This is a genomic window from Sphingomonas sp. M1-B02 (genome assembly GCF_026167525.1).
Classification (GTDB): domain Bacteria; phylum Pseudomonadota; class Alphaproteobacteria; order Sphingomonadales; family Sphingomonadaceae; genus Sphingomonas.
In genome coordinates, this window is record NZ_CP110679.1 from 1,287,242 (window position 1) to 1,307,705 (window position 20,464).

General features: G+C 65.9%; 22 protein-coding genes and 1 tRNA gene. 14 read left to right on the forward strand and 9 right to left on the reverse strand.

Annotation, left to right across the window (positions count from 1 at the left end):
- Positions 1-18: 18 nt before the first annotated feature.
- The 6 genes from OKW87_RS06160 (at position 19) to nusG (ending at position 4,522) form a co-directional block, all read left to right on the forward strand.
- Positions 19-2,376 carry a putative bifunctional diguanylate cyclase/phosphodiesterase gene (locus OKW87_RS06160; RefSeq protein WP_265543122.1) on the forward strand — a complete coding sequence of 786 codons (2,358 nt, stop codon included), beginning with the start codon at positions 19-21 and terminating at the stop codon, positions 2,374-2,376.
- A 100-nt stretch (positions 2,377-2,476) separates the two neighbouring features.
- Positions 2,477-2,553, forward strand: a tRNA-Trp gene (locus tag OKW87_RS06165).
- A 30-nt stretch (positions 2,554-2,583) separates the two neighbouring features.
- A complete protein-coding gene (locus OKW87_RS06170; RefSeq protein WP_265543124.1) occupies positions 2,584-3,162 on the forward strand; it encodes a YqaA family protein in 579 nt (192 codons plus the stop codon).
- 102 nt (positions 3,163-3,264) lie between these two features.
- Positions 3,265-3,525 carry a hypothetical protein gene (locus OKW87_RS06175; protein WP_265543126.1) on the forward strand — a complete coding sequence of 87 codons (261 nt, stop codon included), beginning with the start codon at positions 3,265-3,267 and terminating at the stop codon, positions 3,523-3,525.
- A gap of 253 nt (positions 3,526-3,778) precedes the next feature.
- Positions 3,779-3,976, forward strand: a complete 198-nt coding sequence (gene secE, locus OKW87_RS06180) for a preprotein translocase subunit SecE (RefSeq protein ID WP_265543128.1) — start codon at positions 3,779-3,781, stop codon at positions 3,974-3,976.
- A 9-nt stretch (positions 3,977-3,985) separates the two neighbouring features.
- Positions 3,986-4,522 (forward strand): transcription termination/antitermination protein NusG, encoded by a 537-nt coding sequence (gene nusG / locus OKW87_RS06185; RefSeq protein WP_265543129.1) that lies wholly within the window; start codon positions 3,986-3,988, stop codon positions 4,520-4,522.
- Between the two features lie 231 nt (positions 4,523-4,753).
- Here nusG and OKW87_RS06190 read toward each other — a convergent pair whose 3' ends face one another.
- The 3 genes from OKW87_RS06190 to OKW87_RS06200 form a co-directional block, all read right to left on the reverse strand.
- Positions 4,754-5,068, reverse strand: a complete 315-nt coding sequence (locus tag OKW87_RS06190; RefSeq protein ID WP_265543131.1) for an ArsR/SmtB family transcription factor — start codon at positions 5,066-5,068, stop codon at positions 4,754-4,756.
- Entirely contained in the window at positions 5,065-5,544 is a 480-nt protein-coding gene (locus OKW87_RS06195) for an SRPBCC domain-containing protein (protein ID WP_265543133.1), read from the reverse strand. The genes OKW87_RS06190 and OKW87_RS06195 overlap by 4 nt, the downstream gene beginning before the upstream one ends.
- A gap of 68 nt (positions 5,545-5,612) precedes the next feature.
- Positions 5,613-5,789, reverse strand: a complete 177-nt coding sequence (locus tag OKW87_RS06200) for a hypothetical protein (RefSeq protein WP_265543135.1) — start codon at positions 5,787-5,789, stop codon at positions 5,613-5,615.
- Positions 5,790-5,910: 121 nt separating this feature from the next.
- On the opposite strand from OKW87_RS06200, the gene OKW87_RS06205 reads away from it, so the two are divergent.
- The gene (locus OKW87_RS06205; RefSeq protein WP_265543137.1) at positions 5,911-7,287 is read left to right on the forward strand and encodes a glycoside hydrolase family 88/105 protein; all 1,377 of its coding nucleotides are present in this window, start codon (positions 5,911-5,913) and stop codon (positions 7,285-7,287) included.
- Here the strand turns inward: OKW87_RS06205 and OKW87_RS06210 are convergent.
- Positions 7,284-8,672, reverse strand: coding sequence for a hypothetical protein (locus OKW87_RS06210; RefSeq protein ID WP_265543139.1), 1,389 nt, complete (start codon positions 8,670-8,672; stop codon positions 7,284-7,286). The genes OKW87_RS06205 and OKW87_RS06210 overlap by 4 nt on opposite strands.
- 375 nt (positions 8,673-9,047) lie before the next feature.
- Here OKW87_RS06210 and rplK point away from each other — a divergent pair, with 375 nt between their 5' ends.
- The 3 genes from rplK (at position 9,048) to OKW87_RS06225 (ending at position 10,688) form a co-directional block, all read left to right on the forward strand.
- Positions 9,048-9,479 carry a 50S ribosomal protein L11 gene (gene rplK, locus OKW87_RS06215; protein WP_265543141.1) on the forward strand — a complete coding sequence of 144 codons (432 nt, stop codon included), beginning with the start codon at positions 9,048-9,050 and terminating at the stop codon, positions 9,477-9,479.
- A gap of 4 nt (positions 9,480-9,483) precedes the next feature.
- Entirely contained in the window at positions 9,484-10,176 is a 693-nt protein-coding gene (gene rplA / locus OKW87_RS06220; protein ID WP_265543144.1) for a 50S ribosomal protein L1, read from the forward strand.
- A gap of 110 nt (positions 10,177-10,286) precedes the next feature.
- Positions 10,287-10,688, forward strand: coding sequence for a hypothetical protein (locus tag OKW87_RS06225; RefSeq protein WP_265543146.1), 402 nt, complete (start codon positions 10,287-10,289; stop codon positions 10,686-10,688).
- 331 nt (positions 10,689-11,019) lie between these two features.
- On the opposite strand, the gene OKW87_RS06230 is transcribed toward OKW87_RS06225, so the two are convergent.
- Positions 11,020-11,634, reverse strand: coding sequence for a hypothetical protein (locus OKW87_RS06230; protein ID WP_265543148.1), 615 nt, complete (start codon positions 11,632-11,634; stop codon positions 11,020-11,022).
- A gap of 486 nt (positions 11,635-12,120) precedes the next feature.
- Positions 12,121-12,936: a hypothetical protein gene (locus OKW87_RS06235; RefSeq protein ID WP_265543150.1), complete on the reverse strand. Its 816-nt coding sequence runs from the start codon at positions 12,934-12,936 to the stop codon at positions 12,121-12,123.
- 94 nt (positions 12,937-13,030) lie between these two features.
- Here OKW87_RS06235 and OKW87_RS06240 point away from each other — a divergent pair, with 94 nt between their 5' ends.
- The 4 genes from OKW87_RS06240 (at position 13,031) to OKW87_RS06255 (ending at position 16,341) form a co-directional block, all read left to right on the forward strand.
- Positions 13,031-14,089 carry a serine hydrolase domain-containing protein gene (locus tag OKW87_RS06240; RefSeq protein WP_265543152.1) on the forward strand — a complete coding sequence of 353 codons (1,059 nt, stop codon included), beginning with the start codon at positions 13,031-13,033 and terminating at the stop codon, positions 14,087-14,089.
- A 267-nt stretch (positions 14,090-14,356) separates the two neighbouring features.
- Positions 14,357-14,872: a 50S ribosomal protein L10 gene (gene rplJ, locus OKW87_RS06245; RefSeq protein WP_265543154.1), complete on the forward strand. Its 516-nt coding sequence runs from the start codon at positions 14,357-14,359 to the stop codon at positions 14,870-14,872.
- A gap of 53 nt (positions 14,873-14,925) precedes the next feature.
- The gene (gene rplL / locus OKW87_RS06250; protein WP_265543156.1) at positions 14,926-15,303 is read left to right on the forward strand and encodes a 50S ribosomal protein L7/L12; all 378 of its coding nucleotides are present in this window, start codon (positions 14,926-14,928) and stop codon (positions 15,301-15,303) included.
- A 96-nt stretch (positions 15,304-15,399) separates the two neighbouring features.
- Positions 15,400-16,341, forward strand: a complete 942-nt coding sequence (locus OKW87_RS06255) for a DUF808 domain-containing protein (RefSeq protein ID WP_265543158.1) — start codon at positions 15,400-15,402, stop codon at positions 16,339-16,341.
- A gap of 15 nt (positions 16,342-16,356) precedes the next feature.
- On the opposite strand, the gene OKW87_RS06260 is transcribed toward OKW87_RS06255, so the two are convergent.
- The 3 genes from OKW87_RS06260 to OKW87_RS06270 form a co-directional block, all read right to left on the reverse strand.
- Positions 16,357-17,463, reverse strand: coding sequence for a hypothetical protein (locus OKW87_RS06260; protein ID WP_265543160.1), 1,107 nt, complete (start codon positions 17,461-17,463; stop codon positions 16,357-16,359).
- Between the two features lie 71 nt (positions 17,464-17,534).
- Positions 17,535-18,941: a M16 family metallopeptidase gene (locus OKW87_RS06265; protein ID WP_265543162.1), complete on the reverse strand. Its 1,407-nt coding sequence runs from the start codon at positions 18,939-18,941 to the stop codon at positions 17,535-17,537.
- The gene (locus OKW87_RS06270) at positions 18,941-20,338 is read right to left on the reverse strand and encodes a M16 family metallopeptidase (RefSeq protein ID WP_265543164.1); all 1,398 of its coding nucleotides are present in this window, start codon (positions 20,336-20,338) and stop codon (positions 18,941-18,943) included. The genes OKW87_RS06265 and OKW87_RS06270 overlap by 1 nt, the downstream gene beginning before the upstream one ends.
- Positions 20,339-20,464: the final 126 nt, after the last annotated feature.

Here is a 20,464-nt window from a genome sequence, read left to right on the forward strand (position 1 = left end):
CCAGGTTATCCTTGTCCGGTGACTAGTCAGATTACCTCGCAATTCGCCAAGCCACGCATCGACGCGCGCGCGCTGCTCGGCCTGTACGACCCCGCGGATACCACCGATTGGGGCCCAATTCGCGCGGCCCAACTCCACGCCGGCAGCCAGCTCGCGCTTTTCATGCTGGCGGCTAATCTGGTCGGCGCGCTGCTGGTCACAATGATTCTCGCGCCGGTGGTGCCGCTATGGCAAATGGCAAGCTGGAGCGCGCTAGTCGCAGCGGTGGGCTGCGCGGTCGCGTTCCGGCGCCTGTCGAAGCGACATCGTGCCGCCGTCAATGCGACGCTCCGCGACGTGCAGGATACCGTGCTCGACGGCATTGCGCTCGGTGCGGTCTGGTCGATTCCCACGCTCGCATTCGGTCACCTCGCGAACGCCAACGCGGCGCTCGGACTGTGGATCGTGCTTTCTTTGCTCATGACCGCATCGGCAGTGGCGATGGCCGCACTGCCGCTCGCGACGATAACCTTCGTAACGATCGTCGGCGCTTCTATCGTGACGACCCTCGGGCTGGTCGCCTCGCCGGTACTCGCAGGCGCCGGAGCGATCTTCACCGTCCTGCTGGCCATGTCGACCTACGGTCGCGGCAAGGCGCTGGTAGTCATCCGCGCGAGCGAGATCGCGCTGGCCGAACGCGACGAGACGGTGAGCCTGCTCCTGCGCGAAACCGAGGAACATGCCGCCGACTGGCTTTGGGAGATCGACGCGCAGCGCCGAGTGAAGCGCGCCAATTCGCGATTCGCCGTGTCGCTCGGCGTCGATCCGAAGACGATCAACGGCACGCCCTTCCTTCAGGTGCTAGCCGGTCCGACCTGGGAAGCCGGCAACTTCGCCGCCGGACTCCGCGATCTGGCCGAGAAACTGAAGGTTCGCGAACCGTTCCACGATCTGCTGCTTCCGGTGCAGGTCAATGGCGACGAGCGTTGGTGGGAGATGTCGGCATCGCCGCGCTTCGACGAGGGCGGCGCCTTCATGGGCTTCCGCGGCGTGGGCTCGGACGTCACCGAGGCGCGCAAGTCGGCCGACAAGATCAACAAGATGGCGCGGTTCGATACGCTCACCGGCCTGCCCAATCGCCTGCTGATTAACGAGGCGCTCGTCCGCGCGATGGCCGATTCCGAAAAATGGGGATCGCGCTGCGCCTTCATGATGATCGATCTCGATCGCTTCAAGGCAGTCAACGACACACTTGGCCACCCGATCGGCGATCGCCTGCTCGGCCGCGTCTCCGAACGGCTCAAATATCTCATGTCGGACAATGAGATGATCGGACGGCTCGGCGGCGATGAATTCGCCGTCGTCGTCCGCGACGCCAGCGACACCCAACGCACCGAAGCGCTCGCCCAGACGATCATCGACGCGCTGTCCAAACCCTATGAAGTCGATCAGCACACCCTCTATATCGGCTGCTCGGTCGGGCTTGCGGTCGGCCCGCGCGACGGCCGCACCGCGGAAATGCTGATCCGTTCGGCCGATCTCGCGCTCTATCGCTCGAAGGATGCCGGCGGTGGCGTTTTCCATTCCTACGAGCCCCAACTCCACATGGCCGCCGAAGAGCGCCGTGTCCTCGAAATCGCCCTGCGTCAGGCAGTCGAAAAGGGCGAGATGCACCTCAACTACCAGCCGGTCGTCGATGCCGCCTCGGGCAAGCTCACCGGGTTCGAAGCGCTGCTGCGCTGGACGCATCCCGAAATGGGGAACATCTCCCCAGCCAAGTTCGTGCCGCTCGCCGAAGAGGCGCGGTTGATCGGCCCGATCGGCGAGTGGGTCCTCCGTACGGCGTGCGACGAGGCTGCCCGCTGGGAATCGCCAGCGCGCGTCGCGGTCAATGTCAGCCCCGAACAGCTGCTCAACCCCTCGTTCGTCAACGTCGTCGCGCAGGCGCTGGCGCAGTCGGGCCTACCCGCCAATCGCCTCGAGCTCGAAGTGACCGAGAGCGTGTTCATGCGCGAGGGCACCACCGCGATCCAGGTGCTCGAGAAGATCCTCGATCTCGGCATCCGTCTGAGCCTCGACGATTTCGGCACCGGCTATTCCTCATTGGGCTATCTCGCCCACACCCGCTTTTCGTCGATCAAGATCGACCGCAGCTTCGTCCAGAGCGCGTCGAAAGGGGTCAAGGAGGCGATCGCGATCATCCGCGCCGTCGTCGCGCTCGCCGACAGCCTCGGCATGGCCACCACAGCGGAAGGCGTCGAGACCGAAGAGGAGCATCTGATGATCCAGAAGCTCGGTTGCACGAAGGTCCAGGGCTATTATTTCGGCCGGCCCCTCCCGGTTCTGGAGGCACGCGCGCTCACGGTGCGCCCGGCCGAAGGAAGCGTCGCCGCCTGAGCCAAGCGCCCGAGCTGCGGCCTGCGTCGTGGCATGTTTCAGGCAGATGCTGTGCGCTCTTGCCCGAATCCCAACCCCAAGCTACATCCGCGCACCGCATAGGGGCGTAGCTCAGTTGGTTAGAGCGTCGGTCTCCAAAACCGAAGGCCCTCGGTTCGAATCCGAGCGCCCCTGCCATTTTCCCCAGTCTGCCGTCCGGAGACGCTCATGTTCCGCGCAATGTACGACTGGGTCCTGCGCATGTCGCATCATCGCCACGCGATGCGCACTTTGGCCGCGGTTTCGTTCGCCGAAAGCAGCTTTTTCCCGATTCCGCCCGATGCGATGCTCGTCCCCATGGTGCTCGCGCGCCGCGACCAGGCCTATCGCATCGCCGCCGTCTGCACCGTCGCCTCGATCCTCGGCGGCATTTTCGGCTATGCGATCGGCTATTTCCTGTGGGACAGCGTCGGCCAGGGACTGGTTCGGCTCTACCATATGGAGAGCAAGATCGAGACGCTGCGCCACGGCTACGACCAATATGGCGCCGCGATCATCCTGCTGAAGGGGCTCACGCCGATCCCGTTCAAGCTGGTCACGCTCGCCAGCGGGTTCTTCGCCTTCAACTTCCCGCTATTCGTCATCCTCGCAACCATCACCCGCGCAGCGCGTTTCTTCATCATCGCGGCCTTGCTGAAACGTTTCGGCGAGCCGGTGCAGGCGTTCATCGAAAAACGCTTGAACCTGTTCGCCTGGATCTTTCTAGCATTGCTGGTTGGCGGCTTCGCACTGATCGCGTTGATTTAGCCGTCGTTTGTCGTTACTTGGGCATGTTGCATTGCAGCATATTCTGAGCTAACAGGTTTCGGAGTGCACGCTGCATCGCGAGCATGGATTGAAGGGAATATTATGTTCAAGAAAATCGCGGTCATCGCCGCAGCAACCACGATGACCTTCGCCCCGCTTGCAGCACATGCCGCTTCGGCATCGTCGCTCAGCCTGCGCAATGCGCCGGCCGCACGCGCCGCGACGGTCGCGACCACCGAAGAGAGCAGCCTGGTACCGGGCAGCCCGCTCTTCCTCATCCTGGGCGTCGTCGGCATCGTCGCGCTGCTCGAGCTGACCGAAGTCATCAACATCTTCGGCGACGATTCGCCCGACAGCCCCTAACCGTTCCGGCCCGGGCCCACGGGCCCCGGCCAGCGAAGGAAAAGGCGTCCCGGCCCTGCCGGGGCGCCTTTTGCTCGTCCGCGCGCCCGCATGTCGCCTGCCCCGCCGCGCCGCTTGCCTTTCCCCCGGGCCGTCGCTAGATACGATAGCCAATCCGACAGCGTGATGGAAAAGCGCCGGTTCCTTCCGAAGGACCGGGCAGCGGACCCATGCCCCGCTGGAGGGCGATCATTTTCAAAGCGAGAGCCGACACGTGGCAAAGACCAGTCCCCTCGAATTCATGCGCCAGGTGCGCGCCGAGACCGCGAAGGTCGTCTGGCCGTCGCGCAAGGAAACGATCATGACCGGCGTCATGGTGCTGATCATGGCCACGCTGCTGGGCCTGTTCTTCCTGGGGGTCGATTCGGTCTTCGACGCGCTGGTCCGCTTCCTCCTCTCGCTGGCCCAGTAAGGAATTCCAATGTCGCGCTGGTACATCATCCACGCTTATTCCGGCTTCGAGGGCAAGGTCCGCGACCAGATCATGGCCGACGCGACCCGCATGGGGCTCGAGCGCTTCGTGGAATCGGTCGAAGTGCCGACCGAGACTGTCACCGAGGTCCGCCGCGGCAAGAAGATCCAGTCCGAGCGCAAATTCTTCCCCGGCTATGTGCTGGCGAAGCTCGACATGAACGACGACGTCTATCACCTCGTCAAGAACACCCCGAAAGTCACCGGCTTCCTGGGATCGATGGGCAAGCCCCAGCCGATCAGTGAAGGCGAGGCCGCGCGCATCCTGAACACCAAGGAAGAAGCCGCCGCCGCGCCGAAGCAGAAGGTCAGCGTCGACTTCGACATCGGCGACACCGTCAAGGTCACCAACGGCAACTTCGCGACCTTCTCGGGCGTGGTCGAGGAGCTCGACTTCGACAAGAGCCGGGTCAAGGTCTCGATCTCGATCTTCGGCCGCGCGACCCCGCTGGAGTTGGGGTTCGAGGATGTCGAGCGCGTGAAGTAGGCTTTTCGCCTTTTGCTGGAATATGGGAGGCCGGGGTGGAAGCGCCCCGGCCTTTTTCGTCGGCACCGACGGCTTCGCGCCCGGTTCGCGCCGTCGGCGGCTTGTTCGAAGATTCCAAGAAACGGACGTCCGTTCAAACCGAACCAAGGGGCGACGATCGGCCTGGACGGAAGCCGCGTGGGACGACTGCGATTGAGAGGATAGTTGCCTGACTAAAGAAGATGGCCGTCCTCAGTGCTCGTCGAGCAGTTTGCTCAAGCGATCGAGCTGCCGCTCCAGCGTCGAACGCCGTTGTCGCGCCCAGGCCTCCAGCGGGACGAGCCCGTCCGGCACGAGGCTTGCCACGCGGACGCGGCCACGCTTTTCGGTCGCGACCACGCCGCACTCTTCTAACACCCGCAGATGTTGCGAAACGGCAGTGAGGGTAATTCCGAGCGGTTCCGACAAGCCCGACACGGACAGCGGGCCGGCCGTCAGCTGATCGACTATCGCACGCCGTGTCGGATCGCCGAGCGCGTGGAATAGCCGATCAACGCCCTTGCTCATGCCTTGCCTTCGATCGCCTTGCGAAGATTGTCGAGCTGGATGCGCCAACCCTCCTCGCGCATGACCGGACCATCCGATCCCGCAAAGAATGCCACCTGGTTCGTGCAGATCAGGTCGGTCCCCAATTCGGTCGGTACCAGTTCGAACGTCGTCAACGACACCGAGATCGCTCGACCGCCGAGGGACATCGTGCTGGTCGTGACGATACGCGCGTCGGGCACGACGTCTTGATACGCACCATCATTGGCGAGGATCGCGCCGGGAAAGGGCGTATTCTCGCCGAAGCGGTAGTGCAGATTGTCGGCGCCGCCCGGGCGGCAATCGCTGTCGAACTGGAGCACCTCGTGCGTGTTGTTCTCGGCATACCAGCCTCGCTTGATGGCAGGGTCGGTCAGTGCCGCGAACACCGTCGATGGTTCGGCCTTGAAGCTGCGTTCGAGGACAAAAGTGGCATGCGTTACGGCTGGATCGTTCAACGTCTTTCTCCTGAACACTGAAGTGTCTGCTTCTGTATTCGACTCGCTGCATTAGTCAAGTCCGGACTTCAGTTTCTCGGGCGATTGCTGCACGCTCTGCGGCGCTGGTAGAAGGCCGAGTGCGAGAAGCCCGCCGCGGCGGCGGCGAGGCGGACATTGGCGGTGCGGCGCAGCGCCTTCAGGAAGGCCTGGTTCGCGAGCTGGTGGCGGCGATTGAGCGGCGCGGCATGGGGACGGCGCCCCAAGCGAAATCCTATTTGGCAAGGGCCCGGCGCGGTGGGCGCTGCGCGGCGGAATTCGCTTGTCTTCGCGCGCGCGATCCGGCCTTCTGGCGCCTAGCGGCACAGCCGAAATGGGGAGGATGACATGCGGCAAAGACGATTGCGCACGATCGCGGCGGGGGCGCTGATGCTGGGGTTCTGCACCAGCGAGGCGGCGGCCCAGGCCCCGGCCCCGCAACAGGCCGTCGCCACCCCCGGGGTCGCCGCCAGCGAAGCGCCGATCCACCGCAACCCGCCCCGCTATCCGATCCCCTATCCGGGCACCGAGGCGGCAAGCGTCAAGGCGGTGCTCGATCGGGTGCTGACCCATATCGAGGGCAGCACGCCGATGGCCTATGTCCGCGCCGATGGCGGTGCGCTTGCCGGGCGTCAGGCGGCGGGGCTGGCCAGCCTTTTCGCGCCGGGCCATTATCGGCTGGTGAGCTACGAATGGGGCGTGACCTATTCGGGGGCGATGCTGGCGGGCGCAGTGACCGGGGACGCGCGCTACACACGCTATGCCGCCGACCGGATCAACTTCGTCGCCGATGTCGCGGCGCATTATCGCACGCTGGGCGGGCGGCCCGAGAACCGGCAGATCCGCGCGATGAACGCGCCCGAATCGCTAGACGATTCCGGGGCGATGGCAGCGGCGCTGATCAAGGCGCAGCGCGCCGGGCTGGCGGGCGCCGCCGTGCGACCGCAGATCGATATCTGGCTCGACTTCGTCAGCAACAAGCAGTTCCGGCTGGCGGACGGGACGCTGGCGCGCCAGCGGCCCTATCCCGACACGCTGTGGCTCGACGACCTCTATATGAGCGTGCCGGCGCTAGCGCAGATGGGCGCGCTCACCGGTGAGCGGCGCTGGTTCGACGATGCGGTGCGCCAGGTGGTGCAATTCTCCGATCGCATGTTCGTGCCCGAGATCGGGCTGTACATGCATGGCTGGGTCCAGGGGATGGACCCGCATCCGCGCTTCTTCTGGGGCCGCGCCAATGGCTGGGCGGTGATGACGATGGTCGAGCTGCTCGACGTGCTGCCGGCGGACCATCCGGGGCGCGGCAAGATCCTCGCCTTGCTGCGCGCGCATGTCGCGGGGCTGGCGCGGCTGCAGTCGGGCACCGGCCTGTGGCACCAATTGCTCGATCGCAACGATAGCTACAAGGAGACCTCGGCGACGGCGATCTTCGCCTTCGCGATCGCACGCTCGGTCAATCGCGGCTGGATCGATCGCAGCGCCTATGGACCGGTGGCGATGCTGGCGTGGAACGGCGTGACGACCAAGGTGAATCCGGCAGGCGAAGTCGAGGATGTATGCGTGGGCACCGGCATGGGGTTCGATCCGGCTTTCTATTATTACCGCCCGGTCCATGTCCGCGCGGCGCACGGCTACGGCCCGGTGCTGCTGGCGGGGGCGGAGATCCTCACGATGCTCAAGAGCCCCGGGCCGCGGCCGAACAGCGGCGGCGCGGTGAGCTTCTAGCGGCGGACGTGCACCACTGCCCAGCGGTCGGCATAGATGCGCTGCCAGGCGGGCGCGCGGTCCAGCGCGGCGACGAGCGGGGCATCGGGGCTCAGCATCGTCCAGCCGATCCCCCAGCGCCGGACCGCGCGGGCGAAGGCGGCGGCGTCGCCGTCGACGATGCGCTGGTGCTCGAACAGGAAAGCGTCGCCATACATGTCGCCGCGGCCATCGATGTAGGGACGGATGCCGGCGAGGATCAGCGGGCCGCCGAAGCCGTAGCTGTTGAGAAGAGGCCGTGCGCGGAGCTCGGCTGGGAGTTGCGCGATCGCGGTGACGGGGTTGGATTCGCTATCCTGCCGCGGCAGCGCCAGCGGCACGCGGATCGCGGCGATGAGCAGCAGTCCCAGCGCGAAGCCCAGCAAAGACGCGCGGGCGGAATGCGGTGGGGCTGCTGAGCCCAGGGGCCGGGCAAGCAGCAGCACGCCCAGGATCGCCACCAGCGGCTGATGGCGGACATGCGCGAAAGCCAAATACAGGATCGCGGCGAGCAGCAGCCACCGCACCACCGCCAGTCGCGGGCGCCGCACCGCCACCAGAAGCACCGTCCCCGCCACCACTGCCAGGAACAGCCAGTCCTGCGCCGGATCGGTCCGCCGCCATTCCTGGATAAGCGGCAGCGCCTTCATCCCGCTGACCTGCAGCGGATAGAGCAGGCCCTGCCCCAGGTGCGGGGTCAGCAGCGACGCCGCCAGCGCTGTGACGCCGAAGACGCCCCAGCCGAGCACCACCCGGCGCTTGTCCGGCTCGTCGATCAGCGCCTCGAGCGCGAAGACCCCCACCAGCCCCAGCCCGACGATGAAGCTCGCATGCAGATTGGCCCAGACCACCATCAGCAGCGCGGCAAGAATCGGCGGCGGCCGCATTTCTTCCCGGGCGCGCAGCAGCAGGATCGTCCACCCCGCGAGCAGCGGCCAAGCGAGAACATGCGGGCGCGCGAGAATGAACGGGGCCAGCATCGCGACCACCAGCGTCAGCGCGATCACCACCCGCCGCATCGGCAGCCAGCGGCGCAGCGCGCCGCCCAACAGCAGGATCAGCGCCCCCACCGCCCCCGCGAACAAGACCGCCAGCCCGCCCCACGCGGCCAGCCGATACACCCCCGCCATCACCACCTCGGCCAGCCACTCATGCGCAGTCCAGGCATGTCCGGCAAAGGTGAAGGAAAAGGGATCGCCCTGCGGCACCGCCCCCGTCGCCAGGATCAGCCGTCCTGCCGCCAGATGCCAGCTGGTATCGCCATCGTTGAACAAGGCGCCCGCGAAGCAAAGATAGGCCGTCACCGCCAGCGCGAACGCCAGCAGCGCGATCGTCCCCTTATCGAGCCAGCCAAGGCGCATTGTCACTCCCCAAACTCCCCGGGCCCACTACCAACAACCCGCCAAGATTGGCTTAAGCGATTTCGGAAATTCATTCCCCTCCCTGCAAGGGAGAGGTTAGAGGGTGGGTCCAGCATCGGGCGAGCGCGATGCCTCGCCGATGCTGTCCTGCGCGACGCCGATGAGTCTTCCAGGCGCGCTGACGCGCGCACTCACCCCCAGCCCCTCCCTTTCAGGGAGCGGCGCAAGTAGCGCGGCCGTTGCACTTTCCCCCGCTTTAGGCTAACGGCGCCCCCTTCCAGCGTGACAGCGATGGAATCCTGCGGGAGGGCGCCTTCAACCAGCGCCCGTCTGGACCGCTAAACTTGATCCGGGCCGCCAGGCCCAGCGAAAGAGAGTGACATGGCAAAGAAGATTACCGGCTATATCAAGCTGCAGGTGCCCGCGGGCGCTGCAAACCCCTCGCCCCCGATCGGCCCTGCTTTGGGTCAGCGCGGCGTGAACATCATGGAATTCTGCAAGGCGTTCAACGCCCAGACCGGCGATACGGAAAAGGGCACCCCGCTCCCCACCGTCATCACCGTCTATGCGGATCGTTCCTTCTCGTTCGAGACCAAGACCCCGCCGGCGACCTATCTGCTCAAGAAGGCCGCGAACCTGAAGTCGGGCTCGAAGGAGCCGGGCAAGGTGTCCGCGGGCACCATCAAGCGTTCGGCCGTCCAGGCGGTTGCCGAGGCGAAGATGAAGGATTTGAACGCAAACGACATCGAGGCAGCCACGAAGATCATCGAGGGCTCTGCCCGCGCGATGGGCCTTCAGGTTGTGGAGGGCTGATATCATGGCAAAGCTGACCAAGAAGCAGAAGAACTGGGCCGTCGACGGCGAGAAGCTGCACGGCGTCGATGAGGCGATCGGCATCGTCAAGGCGAACGCGACGAGCAAGTTCGACGAGACCGTCGAAGTCGCGCTCAACCTGGGCGTCGATCCGCGCCACGCGGACCAGATGGTCCGCGGCGTCGTCACCCTGCCCAAGGGCACCGGCAAGACCGTCCGCGTCGGCGTCTTCGCCCGCGGCGCCAAGGCCGACGAAGCCACCGCAGCCGGCGCCGACGTCGTCGGTGCCGAGGATCTGATGGAAGCCATCCAGGGCGGCACGATCGACTTCGATCGCTGCATCGCCACGCCCGACATGATGGGCCTGGTGGGTCGCCTCGGCAAGATCCTGGGTCCCAAGGGCATGATGCCGAACCCGAAGCTCGGCACGGTCACGATGGCCGTCGGCGAGGCTGTGAAGGCAGCCAAGGGCGGCCAGATCGAATATCGCGTCGAAAAGGCCGGCATCATCCACTCGGGCATCGGCAAGGTGTCGTTCCCGGCGGAAGACCTGCGCGCGAACTTCGACGCGCTCGTCGATGCCGTGGTCAAGGCGAAGCCCGCCGGCGCCAAGGGCAAATATGTCCGCAAGGTTGCGCTGTCGTCCTCGATGGGACCGGGCGTGAAGGTCGACACCGCGGAAGTCGCCGCGGCGTAAGCCTCCTCCTTCGCCAGACCAAGCAAAAGGGGCCGGGAGGAAACTTCCGGCCCTTTCGCTTTGGGCGTGCGGTCAGCCCCCGTTCATGCGCGGCCGTGCATAGGTCCCCTATGACCAAGCTCCTCCAGGCCCTTGCACTGGGCACCGCCCTTCTCGCCACCCCCGCCGCGCTCGCGCAGCGCGACACGCCGGAGGTCAAGCTGGCGAAGCTGCTCGAGGGCCGCACCGCCGGCGCGCCGGTCGACTGCATCAATCTCAGCACCACCCGCTCCAGCGAGATCATCGACGGCAAGGCGATCGTCTACCATTCCGGCAACCGCCTCTACGTCAACGAGCCCCGATCGGGCGCCAGCACCCTGCGCGACGACGACGTGCTCGTCACCCGTACCAACGGCTCGCAACTCTGCAGTATCGATACGGTGCAGCTGGTGGACCGGGGGGCGCAGTTTCCGCGCGGGTTCGTGATGCTGGGGAAGTTTGTGCCTTATTCGAAGGTCAAGCGGGGGGAGTGACGGGGCGTTGGGCTAACCCCCAAAGTTGGGCAATTGCCTCATAGCGGCAATTTGTGCGCCCCGCTTTAGCTGTCAGTGAGCATCGCGCGATCACCTTTAAAGCCAACTTCGAACCAGTTTCGACCGCCTCGACAGCACGAGCCAATGGACGTCCGCCAAAAGCGATCGGTCACAGCCAATTGCCTCCTATAATACAGCTCCCGTATGGGTCTGTAACAGCGCACTGTGTAATCGATTTGCTTTGCCTCCGTAGAGGGGACAGGCGCGAGGTATGTTCGACTATCGCCGCAGTGACACTATCTGCTTAGCCACAAAGAAGCACTAGGCCAGGTTATTTCAATGAATTGTGGCCGATCGACAAAATCTGGAACGTGGGGGCAAATGCTCCAGAGTAGTCTGTATTCACCTTTCGCTCCATCTCGGCCTTCAAATTGGCAAACTGAGTGTTAGTTAACGCCGTCGCTAGTTTGGCATCAAGCCCTGCAGTTAGCGTGCTCGCCAAGGACCCGCTGTCGGTCGCTGTTTCGATCTTCACTCCGGTAAGCGATGTGATTACACTGTTGCTTGGGGCTTTCCGAAGCCACGCATTGCAAGTCGCAAGTTCCGGAGCGGTCTCTGGGTTTCGGAGCGATTGGACGATGCGAAGATCGACTACGACGAAGTAGTACGTGCCCGTCATGTTGACGGTTGTGGTTTTAAAGCGATCAAGAGCGCCTTTTACTTCTGCCTTCACGTTTATCGGTCCGACAGTCGGCGGTACTCCGGCGGCGGCCAAAATTGCAGTGGCATCGGCACCGGTATCGGCGACGCCCCATCGGGTGCTGGCCTTCCGCGAGAAACTGAACTTTCGCTCAGCCGTAGAATTGAGCGGGTTGATCTTGCGCGCCGCTGCGAGCTTCTGAAATGGAATGTTAAATGGGTCACCGCCGCAAACAGGCGTGCTCAAATCACCCCCGGGGTCAAACTCATGCCCAAGAACATCCCAGTATCTCGGGGTGCCATCTGCCTCCAATCCAAGGAGACGTTGAGGCTTCTCAATGTAGAGCGGTGTATTCCCGCCCGCCGACTGAACACACTTCGATGTGTCAGCGTTAGGGCACACGACCGCTTTGCTCATTTTTGTACCCAGGATCTTAGGACCCTGGCAGGCCGTGAGAGCAAGCAACGCAGACGATAGAAATACTACTGAACGAAACATAGCTTTGCCCCCGACTCAGAACTGACTATTGATGATCAAGCGTGACTTAGGCCAGTAGAGTCAAGCTTATTTAGGCAGAGCTTTGAATCCGCGAGATAGTTTTCTGCGGGCATGTGAGCTCGCTTGAAGGCGTGCTTCGAGACGACCTCTGGCGCGGCGGGTGCCAGCCGCAGTAACCTCCCTCTTTCGAAGTTCGGCTTTTATGGGCTGCCGGTCCGCATCCGTTCTCTCCCCTCACTCCCCCCGCGCCGCAGCCCGCGCCATCCGCTTCTGCGCCGCCGCGATCGCCTTCTTCAGCGCCGCATTCGTCTCCTCCCGCGTCGCCCGATAGACCCGCCGCTTGTCGAAGGCATCCGTGCGCTTCACATTGCGGAAGTGCATCGCCAGCAGCAGCCTCGCATCTTCGAAGGTCATCCGCGTCAGCGGGTTGGGCAGCTCGGCCGCGTCGTCGCGCCAGGCGTCGCGGTCGCCGCCGTCGGGGGCCAGGCCGTGGGTGGCGCTCTCCAGCAGCGCCAGCTCGACCCGGTCATAGCCCTCCGCCAGCGCGGCATCCATCGCCTGCTCGAATTCGGGTGAGATGCGGCGGCGCGCATAGATCGCGCTCCAGCCAATCCCCGTCGCCTGCGCCGAAAGCCGGATATTGGCGGTCGCGGCGAGATGCGCGAGGAAGGTGCGCTCGCCCGCCGGGGTCAGCAGCCCCGGCTTCGCGCGGCGCACCTGGATCTGGCGCCCGCGGCTGGCGCGCACGCTATATTCGCCGCCCTCGGTGCGCACCCCCTCCCCGGTCGGCCGGATCGCGCCCCCCTCGGCCAGCCGCACCTGGGCAAAGGCCAGCGCCGCATCCCAGTCGCTGGCGAAGTCGGGATGGCGGCGGCGGCGCTTGTCGAGGGTGTTGCGATGGACCCCGGCCTGCTCGGCCGCCAGGCTCACATTGGCGGTGCGGCGCAGTTCCCTCAGGAACCTGGCGCATTCCAGCGCCTGTTCGCGGGTCATCGCGGCCACGATCTGCTCCTCTTCCGGCGAATGGAGCCCGAAGAGCTTGCCGCTCAAATCCTACTAGTCAAGCCGCGCGCCCGCCGCCGCCCCCGCCTGCCCGGCACCCTTGCCCTTTATCCAGCCTCTTCCGCACCTTACATGGCGCAGGATGCAACAACGTACCTTGGTCGCTCTACCCTTCCTCCTGCTCGCCAGCTGCGGCGCCGCGCCGCAATCCTCCGCCCCCGCGCAGGCTCAGGTCGAGACGCCCGTCGCCACCCAGGGCCTGAACGCCGCGGCGATGGCGCGCACGGTCGAGGCGGCGCAGCGGCTGCCGCGGCTGCGCTCGCTGGTGGTGCTGCGCGATGGCGAGACGCTGGCCGAGCATCGCTTCAACGGCGGGCCGCCGCTCGATCGGCCGGTCAACATCAAGTCGGCGTCGAAGTCGGTGCTCTCGGCCATGGTCGGCATCGCCATCCAGCGCGGGGTGCTGGAGGGGGCGGACCAGCCGGTGCTGTCGGTGCTGCGCGCCGATGCCCCGGCCAGTCCCGATCCACGGCTCCAGCGGCTCACCGTCGGCAATCTCCTGTCGATGCAGGCGGGGCTCGATCGCACCTCGGGGCCCAATTATGGCCGCTGGGTCTCGAGCCCGAACTGGGTGCGCTTCGCCCTGTCGCGCCCCTTCGTCGACGAGCCCGGCGGGGGGATGCTCTATTCCACCGGCAGCTCGCATCTGCTCTCGGCGATGCTCACCCGCGCCTCGGGCCGCAGCACGCATGCGCTGGCGCAGGAGTGGCTGGCGGGGCCGCTCGGTATCTCCATTCCCCAGTGGCCGCGCGATCCGCAGGGCGTCTATTTCGGCGGCAACGATATGCTGATGAGCCCGCGCGCGCTCGCCCGATTCGGCGAACTCTATCGGCTGGGCGGCGCGATCGACGGCCGCCGCATCGTCCCCGCCGCCTGGATCGAGCAAAGCTGGACTCCTCGCGCCGTCTCGCCGTGGAGCGGCGGGCGCTATGGCTATGGCTGGTTCGTCGGCGAAGCCGCCGGCCATCCCGTGCGCTTCGCCTGGGGCTATGGCGGGCAGATGGTCTATATCCTGCCCAGCCTGAAGCTGACCGTGGTGATGACCTCCGAATCGGGCGCCGCGCGCGACGGCGGGCATATCGATGCGCTGCACGCCTTGCTGGCCGAAGGGATCGTTCCCGCCGCGGTGGCGGGCGCCTAGATCGATTGACTTCCCCCCGATTCGCGCTATGAGCGCGCCTTCGCATGCGGGGCTTGCCTCGCCTGCGTTCCGTCCGAGACAGCGAGTGACCGGGATTTGCCGGTCTTGATTTCTCGCCAAGACGGGGACAGATTTTTTTCGGCCGTCTCCCCCTTAGCTGCGGGAGCGTCCGGGTCACGCCGATGCTATTCGGTCGCGACGATCCAGCCCCTCGGACAAGTTGTAACCGAAGCGCCCGCAAGGGGGCTTCATGAGGAGGAGACCGGCATGGATCGTTCCCAGAAGTCCGACGCCGTAGCCGAGCTGAACCGCACCTTTGGCGAGGTTGGCGTGGTGGTTGTCACCCGCAATCTCGGGATGACCGTCAAGCAATCGACGGACCTCCGCAACAAGATGCGCGCCGCCGGTGCGAGCTATCGGGTCTCGAAGAACAAGCTTGCCAAGATTGCCGCTGAGGGCACCGATTATGCGGTGCTTGCGGACCTGCTGACAGGTCCGACGGCGCTCGCCACGTCCGCCGATCCCGTGGCTGCGGCCAAGGTCATCGCGGAATTCGCCAAGACGAACGACAAGCTCGAAATCGTCGGCGGAGCCATGGGCGCGCAGCTGCTCGACGCGGAGGGCGTGAAGGCGCTCGCGACGCTTCCGTCGCTGGATGAACTGCGTGCCAAGATCGTTGGGCTGCTCGTTGCACCCGCGACCAAGATCGCAACCATCACCCAGGCGCCGGCAGCACAGCTTGCGCGTGTTCTTTCGGCATATGCGGAGAAGGAAGCCGCCTGAGCGGTGCCCTTTCTCGCGACCACAACCATCATCTGATTTGACTGGAGTATATCATGGCTGACCTTAATTCGCTCGTTGACGCTCTCTCCGAGCTGACCGTTCTCGAAGCCGCCGAGCTGTCGAAGCTTCTCGAAGAGAAGTGGGGCGTCTCTGCTGCTGCCGCTGTCGCAGCCCCCGCCGCCGGCGGCGGTGCCGGCGCCGCGCCTGCTGCCGAAGAGCAGACCGAGTTCGACGTGATCCTCACCGGCGACGGTGGCAAGAAGATCAACGTCATCAAGGAAGTCCGCGCCCTGACGGGTCTCGGCCTGACCGAAGCGAAGACGCTGGTCGAGTCGGCTCCCAAGGCCGTCAAGGAAGGCGTGAACAAGGAAGAGGCCGAGAAGGTCAAGAAGCAGCTTGAAGAAGCCGGCGCGACCGTCGAGATCAAGTAAGCTTCTGCCTTACGGCATTAGCAAAAGGGGCGGTCCGGCAACGGGCCGCCCTTTTCGTGCGTTCCCAGCCCCGATCCCCGCCTGACAGGAATTGCCATGCCCTCCGGACTAGTAGCGCTGCTCGACGACATTGCCGGGATCACCAAGCTGGCGGCCGCCTCGCTCGACGATATCGGCGCCGCGGCGGGCAAGGCGGGGAGCAAGGCGATCGGCGTGGTGGTCGACGACGCCGCGGTGACCCCGCGCTACGTCGTCGGTTTGACGCCCGCGCGCGAGCTGCCGATCATCGCCAAGATCGCGATAGGATCGCTGCGCAACAAGCTGTTGATCCTGCTGCCCGCTGCGCTGATCCTGAGCGCCTTCGCGCCCTGGGCGATCACCCCGATCCTGATGCTGGGCGGCGCCTATCTCTGCTTCGAGGGCGCCGAAAAGGTCATCGAGGCGCTGGGCGGCGCGGGCCATGCCGAGGAGGAAGCAGCGCCGATGGACGCTGCGCAGCTCGAGCAGAGCAAGATAAGCGGCGCGATCCGCACCGACCTGATCCTCTCGGCCGAGATCATGGCGATCGCGCTTGCCGACGTTTCCGACAGCCCCCTCGTCTCGCAGGGCGTCGTACTCGCGGTCGTCGGCATCGGCATCACCGTGCTGGTATACGGCGTGGTCGGGCTGATCGTGAAGATGGACGATATCGGGCTGCACCTGGCCGAGCGCCGCGCGGCGGCGACGCGGGCGCTGGGTCGTGGGCTGGTGAAGGGCATGCCCGTGCTGATGGCGATGCTCTCGATCGTCGGCACCGCCGCGATGATCTGGGTCGGCGGCGGAATCCTGGTCCATGGGCTCGAAGTGCTGGGCGTCCACGAGCCCGCCGGCACGATCCATCACGCCGCAGAAGCCGTGGCCCATGCCGGCGGCGCGATCGGCGGGTTCGTGGGCTGGCTGGTCACCGCCGCCGCATCGGGGCTGATCGGGCTGCTGGTGGGCGGCGCGATCGCCTTTGCCGTACACCAGATCCACACGCTGCGGCATCGCTCGGCCTGACGCAGACGGCTCGCCTCAGCTGGGCCGCGGCGTATAGCGCGCGGCGCCCAGCGTCGTCACGACCTGCCCGCGATCCAGCGAGATCGGACCGAGCTTGCTCCCCTGCCCCGGCGTGCCGATCATGAAATCGCCGCCGAAGCGGCGGATGCTGATCCCCGAGCGCCAGCGCAGATCGAGCATCACCATCGGCACGAACATCGGCCGTCCGCCGACTTCGACGATATGGAGCTGATCGCGCGGCAGCCCGATCCGTACCGGCATGCCGCCCGTCTGCCCCGCCGGCAGGTCGAACGGGGGCACGGCGGGGTCGATCAGCGGCGTGGCATGGAACGCAGCGATGTTGCGATCCTGATCGGGACTTGCGCTCATCAGCGCCAGCGTGACGCGGACATTGTCGGCGGCGGAGGGCTGGAGGTTGCTCAGGCTCAACTCGAAATCGAGGATGATGTCGGCGCCGAGTTCGATACGGACCGGACGGAGCGTGATCTCGAAGGGCTCGGGGGCGGCGGGGACCGACGCGATTGGCGCAGACGTGGGTGCAGGAGACGGTGCAGCAGGCGCCGGAGCAGGGGGCAGTTCGACCGCCACCGGCTCGATCGCTTCGGGCTCGCCTTCGTCTGCGCCGCGCCGACGCTGATAGGCCAGATAGGCCGCGAACAAGGCAGCCATAGCCCCCGCCCCGATCAGCATCCATAGCCAGGCGGGGGTCGCTTCCGCAGGAGTGGCGGCGGGCTCGGGCGGCTGCGCTGCGGGCGTCGGGGCCGGCGTCGGCGGGGGCAGAATGGCGGGGGGCGGCTCGGCCGCGGCATCAGGCGATGCGGTGGCGAGCGGCGTCGGCTGCACGGTCACCACAGGCCGCCTAGCCTGCTGGGCGGCGCGCGGAACGGGCACCGCGCTCGGCGCGGGGGTGGGGGTGGGGCTCGGCACAATCGTCGGCGTCGCGGCGGGGGTCGGCGTTCCCAGCGTGAAGCGCTCGGGCGTTACGTTTGGGAGATAGAGCACGCTCGGCGTGCGGCTGGGAGCCGGCGTCGGCGCGGGCGCAGGGGGTGTTTGCGCAGGCGCGCCCGTAGCGGCGAAGGCCAGGGCCAGACCCGCCGCGATCCGATGGTTTCTGAACGTCACGCCACCACCTCTAGCTGGTCCGACGTGAATGTCCGCTGCATGCCGCCTTGTTTAGGCCCCGCTTCGCCGCCTCAGGGCACCGTCACCTGCTCGAACGGCAGCTTCGCCAGTTCGGGCAGGGCCTTGAGCTGCGGCTCGACCTTGGCGAGATCGCCGACCACGACCAGCGTAAGCTTCTCGAGCGGGTAGCCCGTCTTCGCCGAGGCCAGCATTGCCTCGGGCGCGACCGCAAGCACCGACGGCACGTAGCGATCGGTCCAGTCGGCGGGCAGACCCAGCATGTCGCGCGTCGCAAGCGTATTCACCACTGCGCCCGAGGTCGAGTTCTGGATAGCGAACAGCCCGGCCATATAAGTGCGGATGCCCTTGGATTCCTCGAGCGGCGCCGGCTCGGTCTGCATCCGCCGGATTTCCTTGAACACCTCGGTCAGCGCGACGCCGGTCGATTCGGTCGTCACGTCGGCATCGAAGGTCCACAGCGCCTCCTCGGGATTGAAGCCGATCCCCGAGGTCGGTGAATAAGTATAGCCCTTGTCCTCGCGGATGTTGGTGGTGATCCGCGAGCTGAAGGCGCCGCCCAGCAACGCATTGGTCACGCGCTGCGGAATGTCGTTCACGCTGCCCGCTCGCTCCGCATCGAATGCCAGCCGCACCGTCGTCTGCGGCGCGCCGGGACGATCGACCAATACGACCTTCGGGCCGGGATTGTGCGGGCTCACCAGCTTCACCGGATCGGGTCCCGCGGTCCAGCCGCCGAAGGTCCGGGTGATCGCCGCCTTCACCGCTGCGCCGTCGAACCGGCCGGCGATATAGAGCCGCGCGCGCCTGGCGCCGAACTGGCCGGCGTGGAAGCGCTTCACGTCGGCGATCGTGTAGGCAGCAAGCTGGGCCTGGCTGGGCACCACCCGGCCATAGACATGGTCCGGGCCATAGATGGTCCGCGCCAGCGCCGCATCGGCCAGCATCCCCGGCTGGCTGAGCGCGATCGACAGACGCCGGCCCAGATTGGCCTTCACCCGCGCCAGCTCGGCAGGCGGCAGATCGGGACGCATCGCCACATCGCCGATCAGCGCGATCGCCTGCGCGGCATGTTCGGACAGGACGTTCATCGTCACCTGGGTGGACTGCACGCCGACGCCGATGTTCAGATCGCCGCCCATCGCCGCCGCGGCGGTGGCGATCGCCGCCGAGGATTTGCCGCCGGCGCCTTCCTTCATCATCTCGCCGGTGACGTCGGCGAGCCAGGTTTCCTTGTCCTCGGTCGCGTTGCCGGCACGGATGCGCAGCGACACCACCGTCTTGGGCGCGATGCCATAGGGAATCAGCGTGACGGTGAGCCCGTTGGGCAGGCTGAAGGTCTCGGTCGCGGGCAGCTTGAACGGCTTGGGCTCGCCGATCGGCGGTGCGGGCGGGAAGGCATCTTGCGCCAGTGCGGGGGTGGCGACGGCGAGCGCCGCGAGGAGGAACAGCGCGCGCATCACTTGGCTCCCTGCTTGGCGGCGGGGGCCGCGCCGGGCTCGATCACATAGATGGAGCGGTTGGTCTTGCGCAGATATTCCTGCGCGGTCTTCTGGATCAGCGCGGGCGTCACCTTCGCGAAACCCTCCTCGATACGGTTCACCGCCTGCGGATCGTTATCGAACAAAGCGTGCACCGCAAGCAGGTCGATCAGCCCGACCCGCCCTCCCCCGTCGATCGTGCCGTAGAGGCCCGAGCGCAGCTTGGTCCGCGCGCGTTCGATCTCGGCGGCGCTCACCGGGGTGGTGCGCAGACCCTCGATCACTTCGTTGACCGCAGCGGTGATCTGCGCCGTGCTGTGGGTGGGATCGTGGGTGAAGCTGAAGCTCCACAGCATCGGCCCGTTATAGTTGAACATATTGCCCAAATCGGCATTGATCCCGCCGCCGATCTCGCCGGCAATGCCCTTCTCCGCGACGATCTTGCGATAGAGGCGGCTATCCTCGCCCTGGACCAGGATCTGATCGATCAGCCCCATCGCATACCATTCGGGAGTACCGCGCGCCGGCACATGGTAGCCTGCGGCATAGCCCGGCTTGGGCGCGAGCGCGTCTACCCGGCTCTTGAATTTCTCCGCGGTCTGGCGCGGCTCCGAAATGTCGGGCTGGACCACCGCCGGCTTCTTCGCCAGCGGGCCGAAATATTTCTCGATCGTCGCGCGGGTCGCGGCATAATCGAGGTCGCCGGCGACGACCAGGACGGCGTTGCTCGGGCGATAGAAGGAGTCGAAGAAGGTCTTGGCGTCGGGCACCGTCGCCGCCTCGATCTCCTTCAAGTCGCCGTAGAAATTGTGGCTGTTATACCAGTTGCTGTTGGCCAGCATCGGCAGGTCGATCCACGGCCAGGTGCTGTAGGGCTGGTTGAGGACGTTGACCTTGACCTCGTTGCCGACGACGCCCTGCTGGTTCTTGAGCACCACCTCGTCGATCACCGGGTTCGCCATGCGATCGGCCTCGAGCCACAGCATCCGATCGAGCGCGCTGGAGGGGACGATCTCGAAATAATTGGTGAAGTCGAAGCGAGTCGAGCCATTGTTGACCCCGCCCGAATTGGTGATCGTCTTGTCGAACACGCCCTTGGGCGCATGCTTCGATCCCTGGAACATCAGATGCTCGAACAGATGCGCAAAGCCGGTGCGCTCCTTGGGCTCCACCCGGAAGCCGATGCCGTAATAGACCCCCACCGTCACCGTCGGCGCCAGCGTGTCGCGGGCGAGGACGACCTTCAGCCCGTTGGGCAGCGTGAAATATTGCATGTCGACATGCAGCTTCTCGGCGGCGGGCTTGGGCGTTTGCGCGATGGCCGGCGCGGACAGCGCCGTGGCGGCAAGCGCGAGTGCGAGGCTCCATGTCTTCATGCGGATTTCCCCCGGAGGATTTCGGTGTGTGTTAGTCTATCAATACGGCGAAGCATGCGGAAGCCCCGATTTTTCACTCCCTTCCCTGCTCGCAGGGAGGGGCTGGGGGTGGGTGCGCGCGTCTGC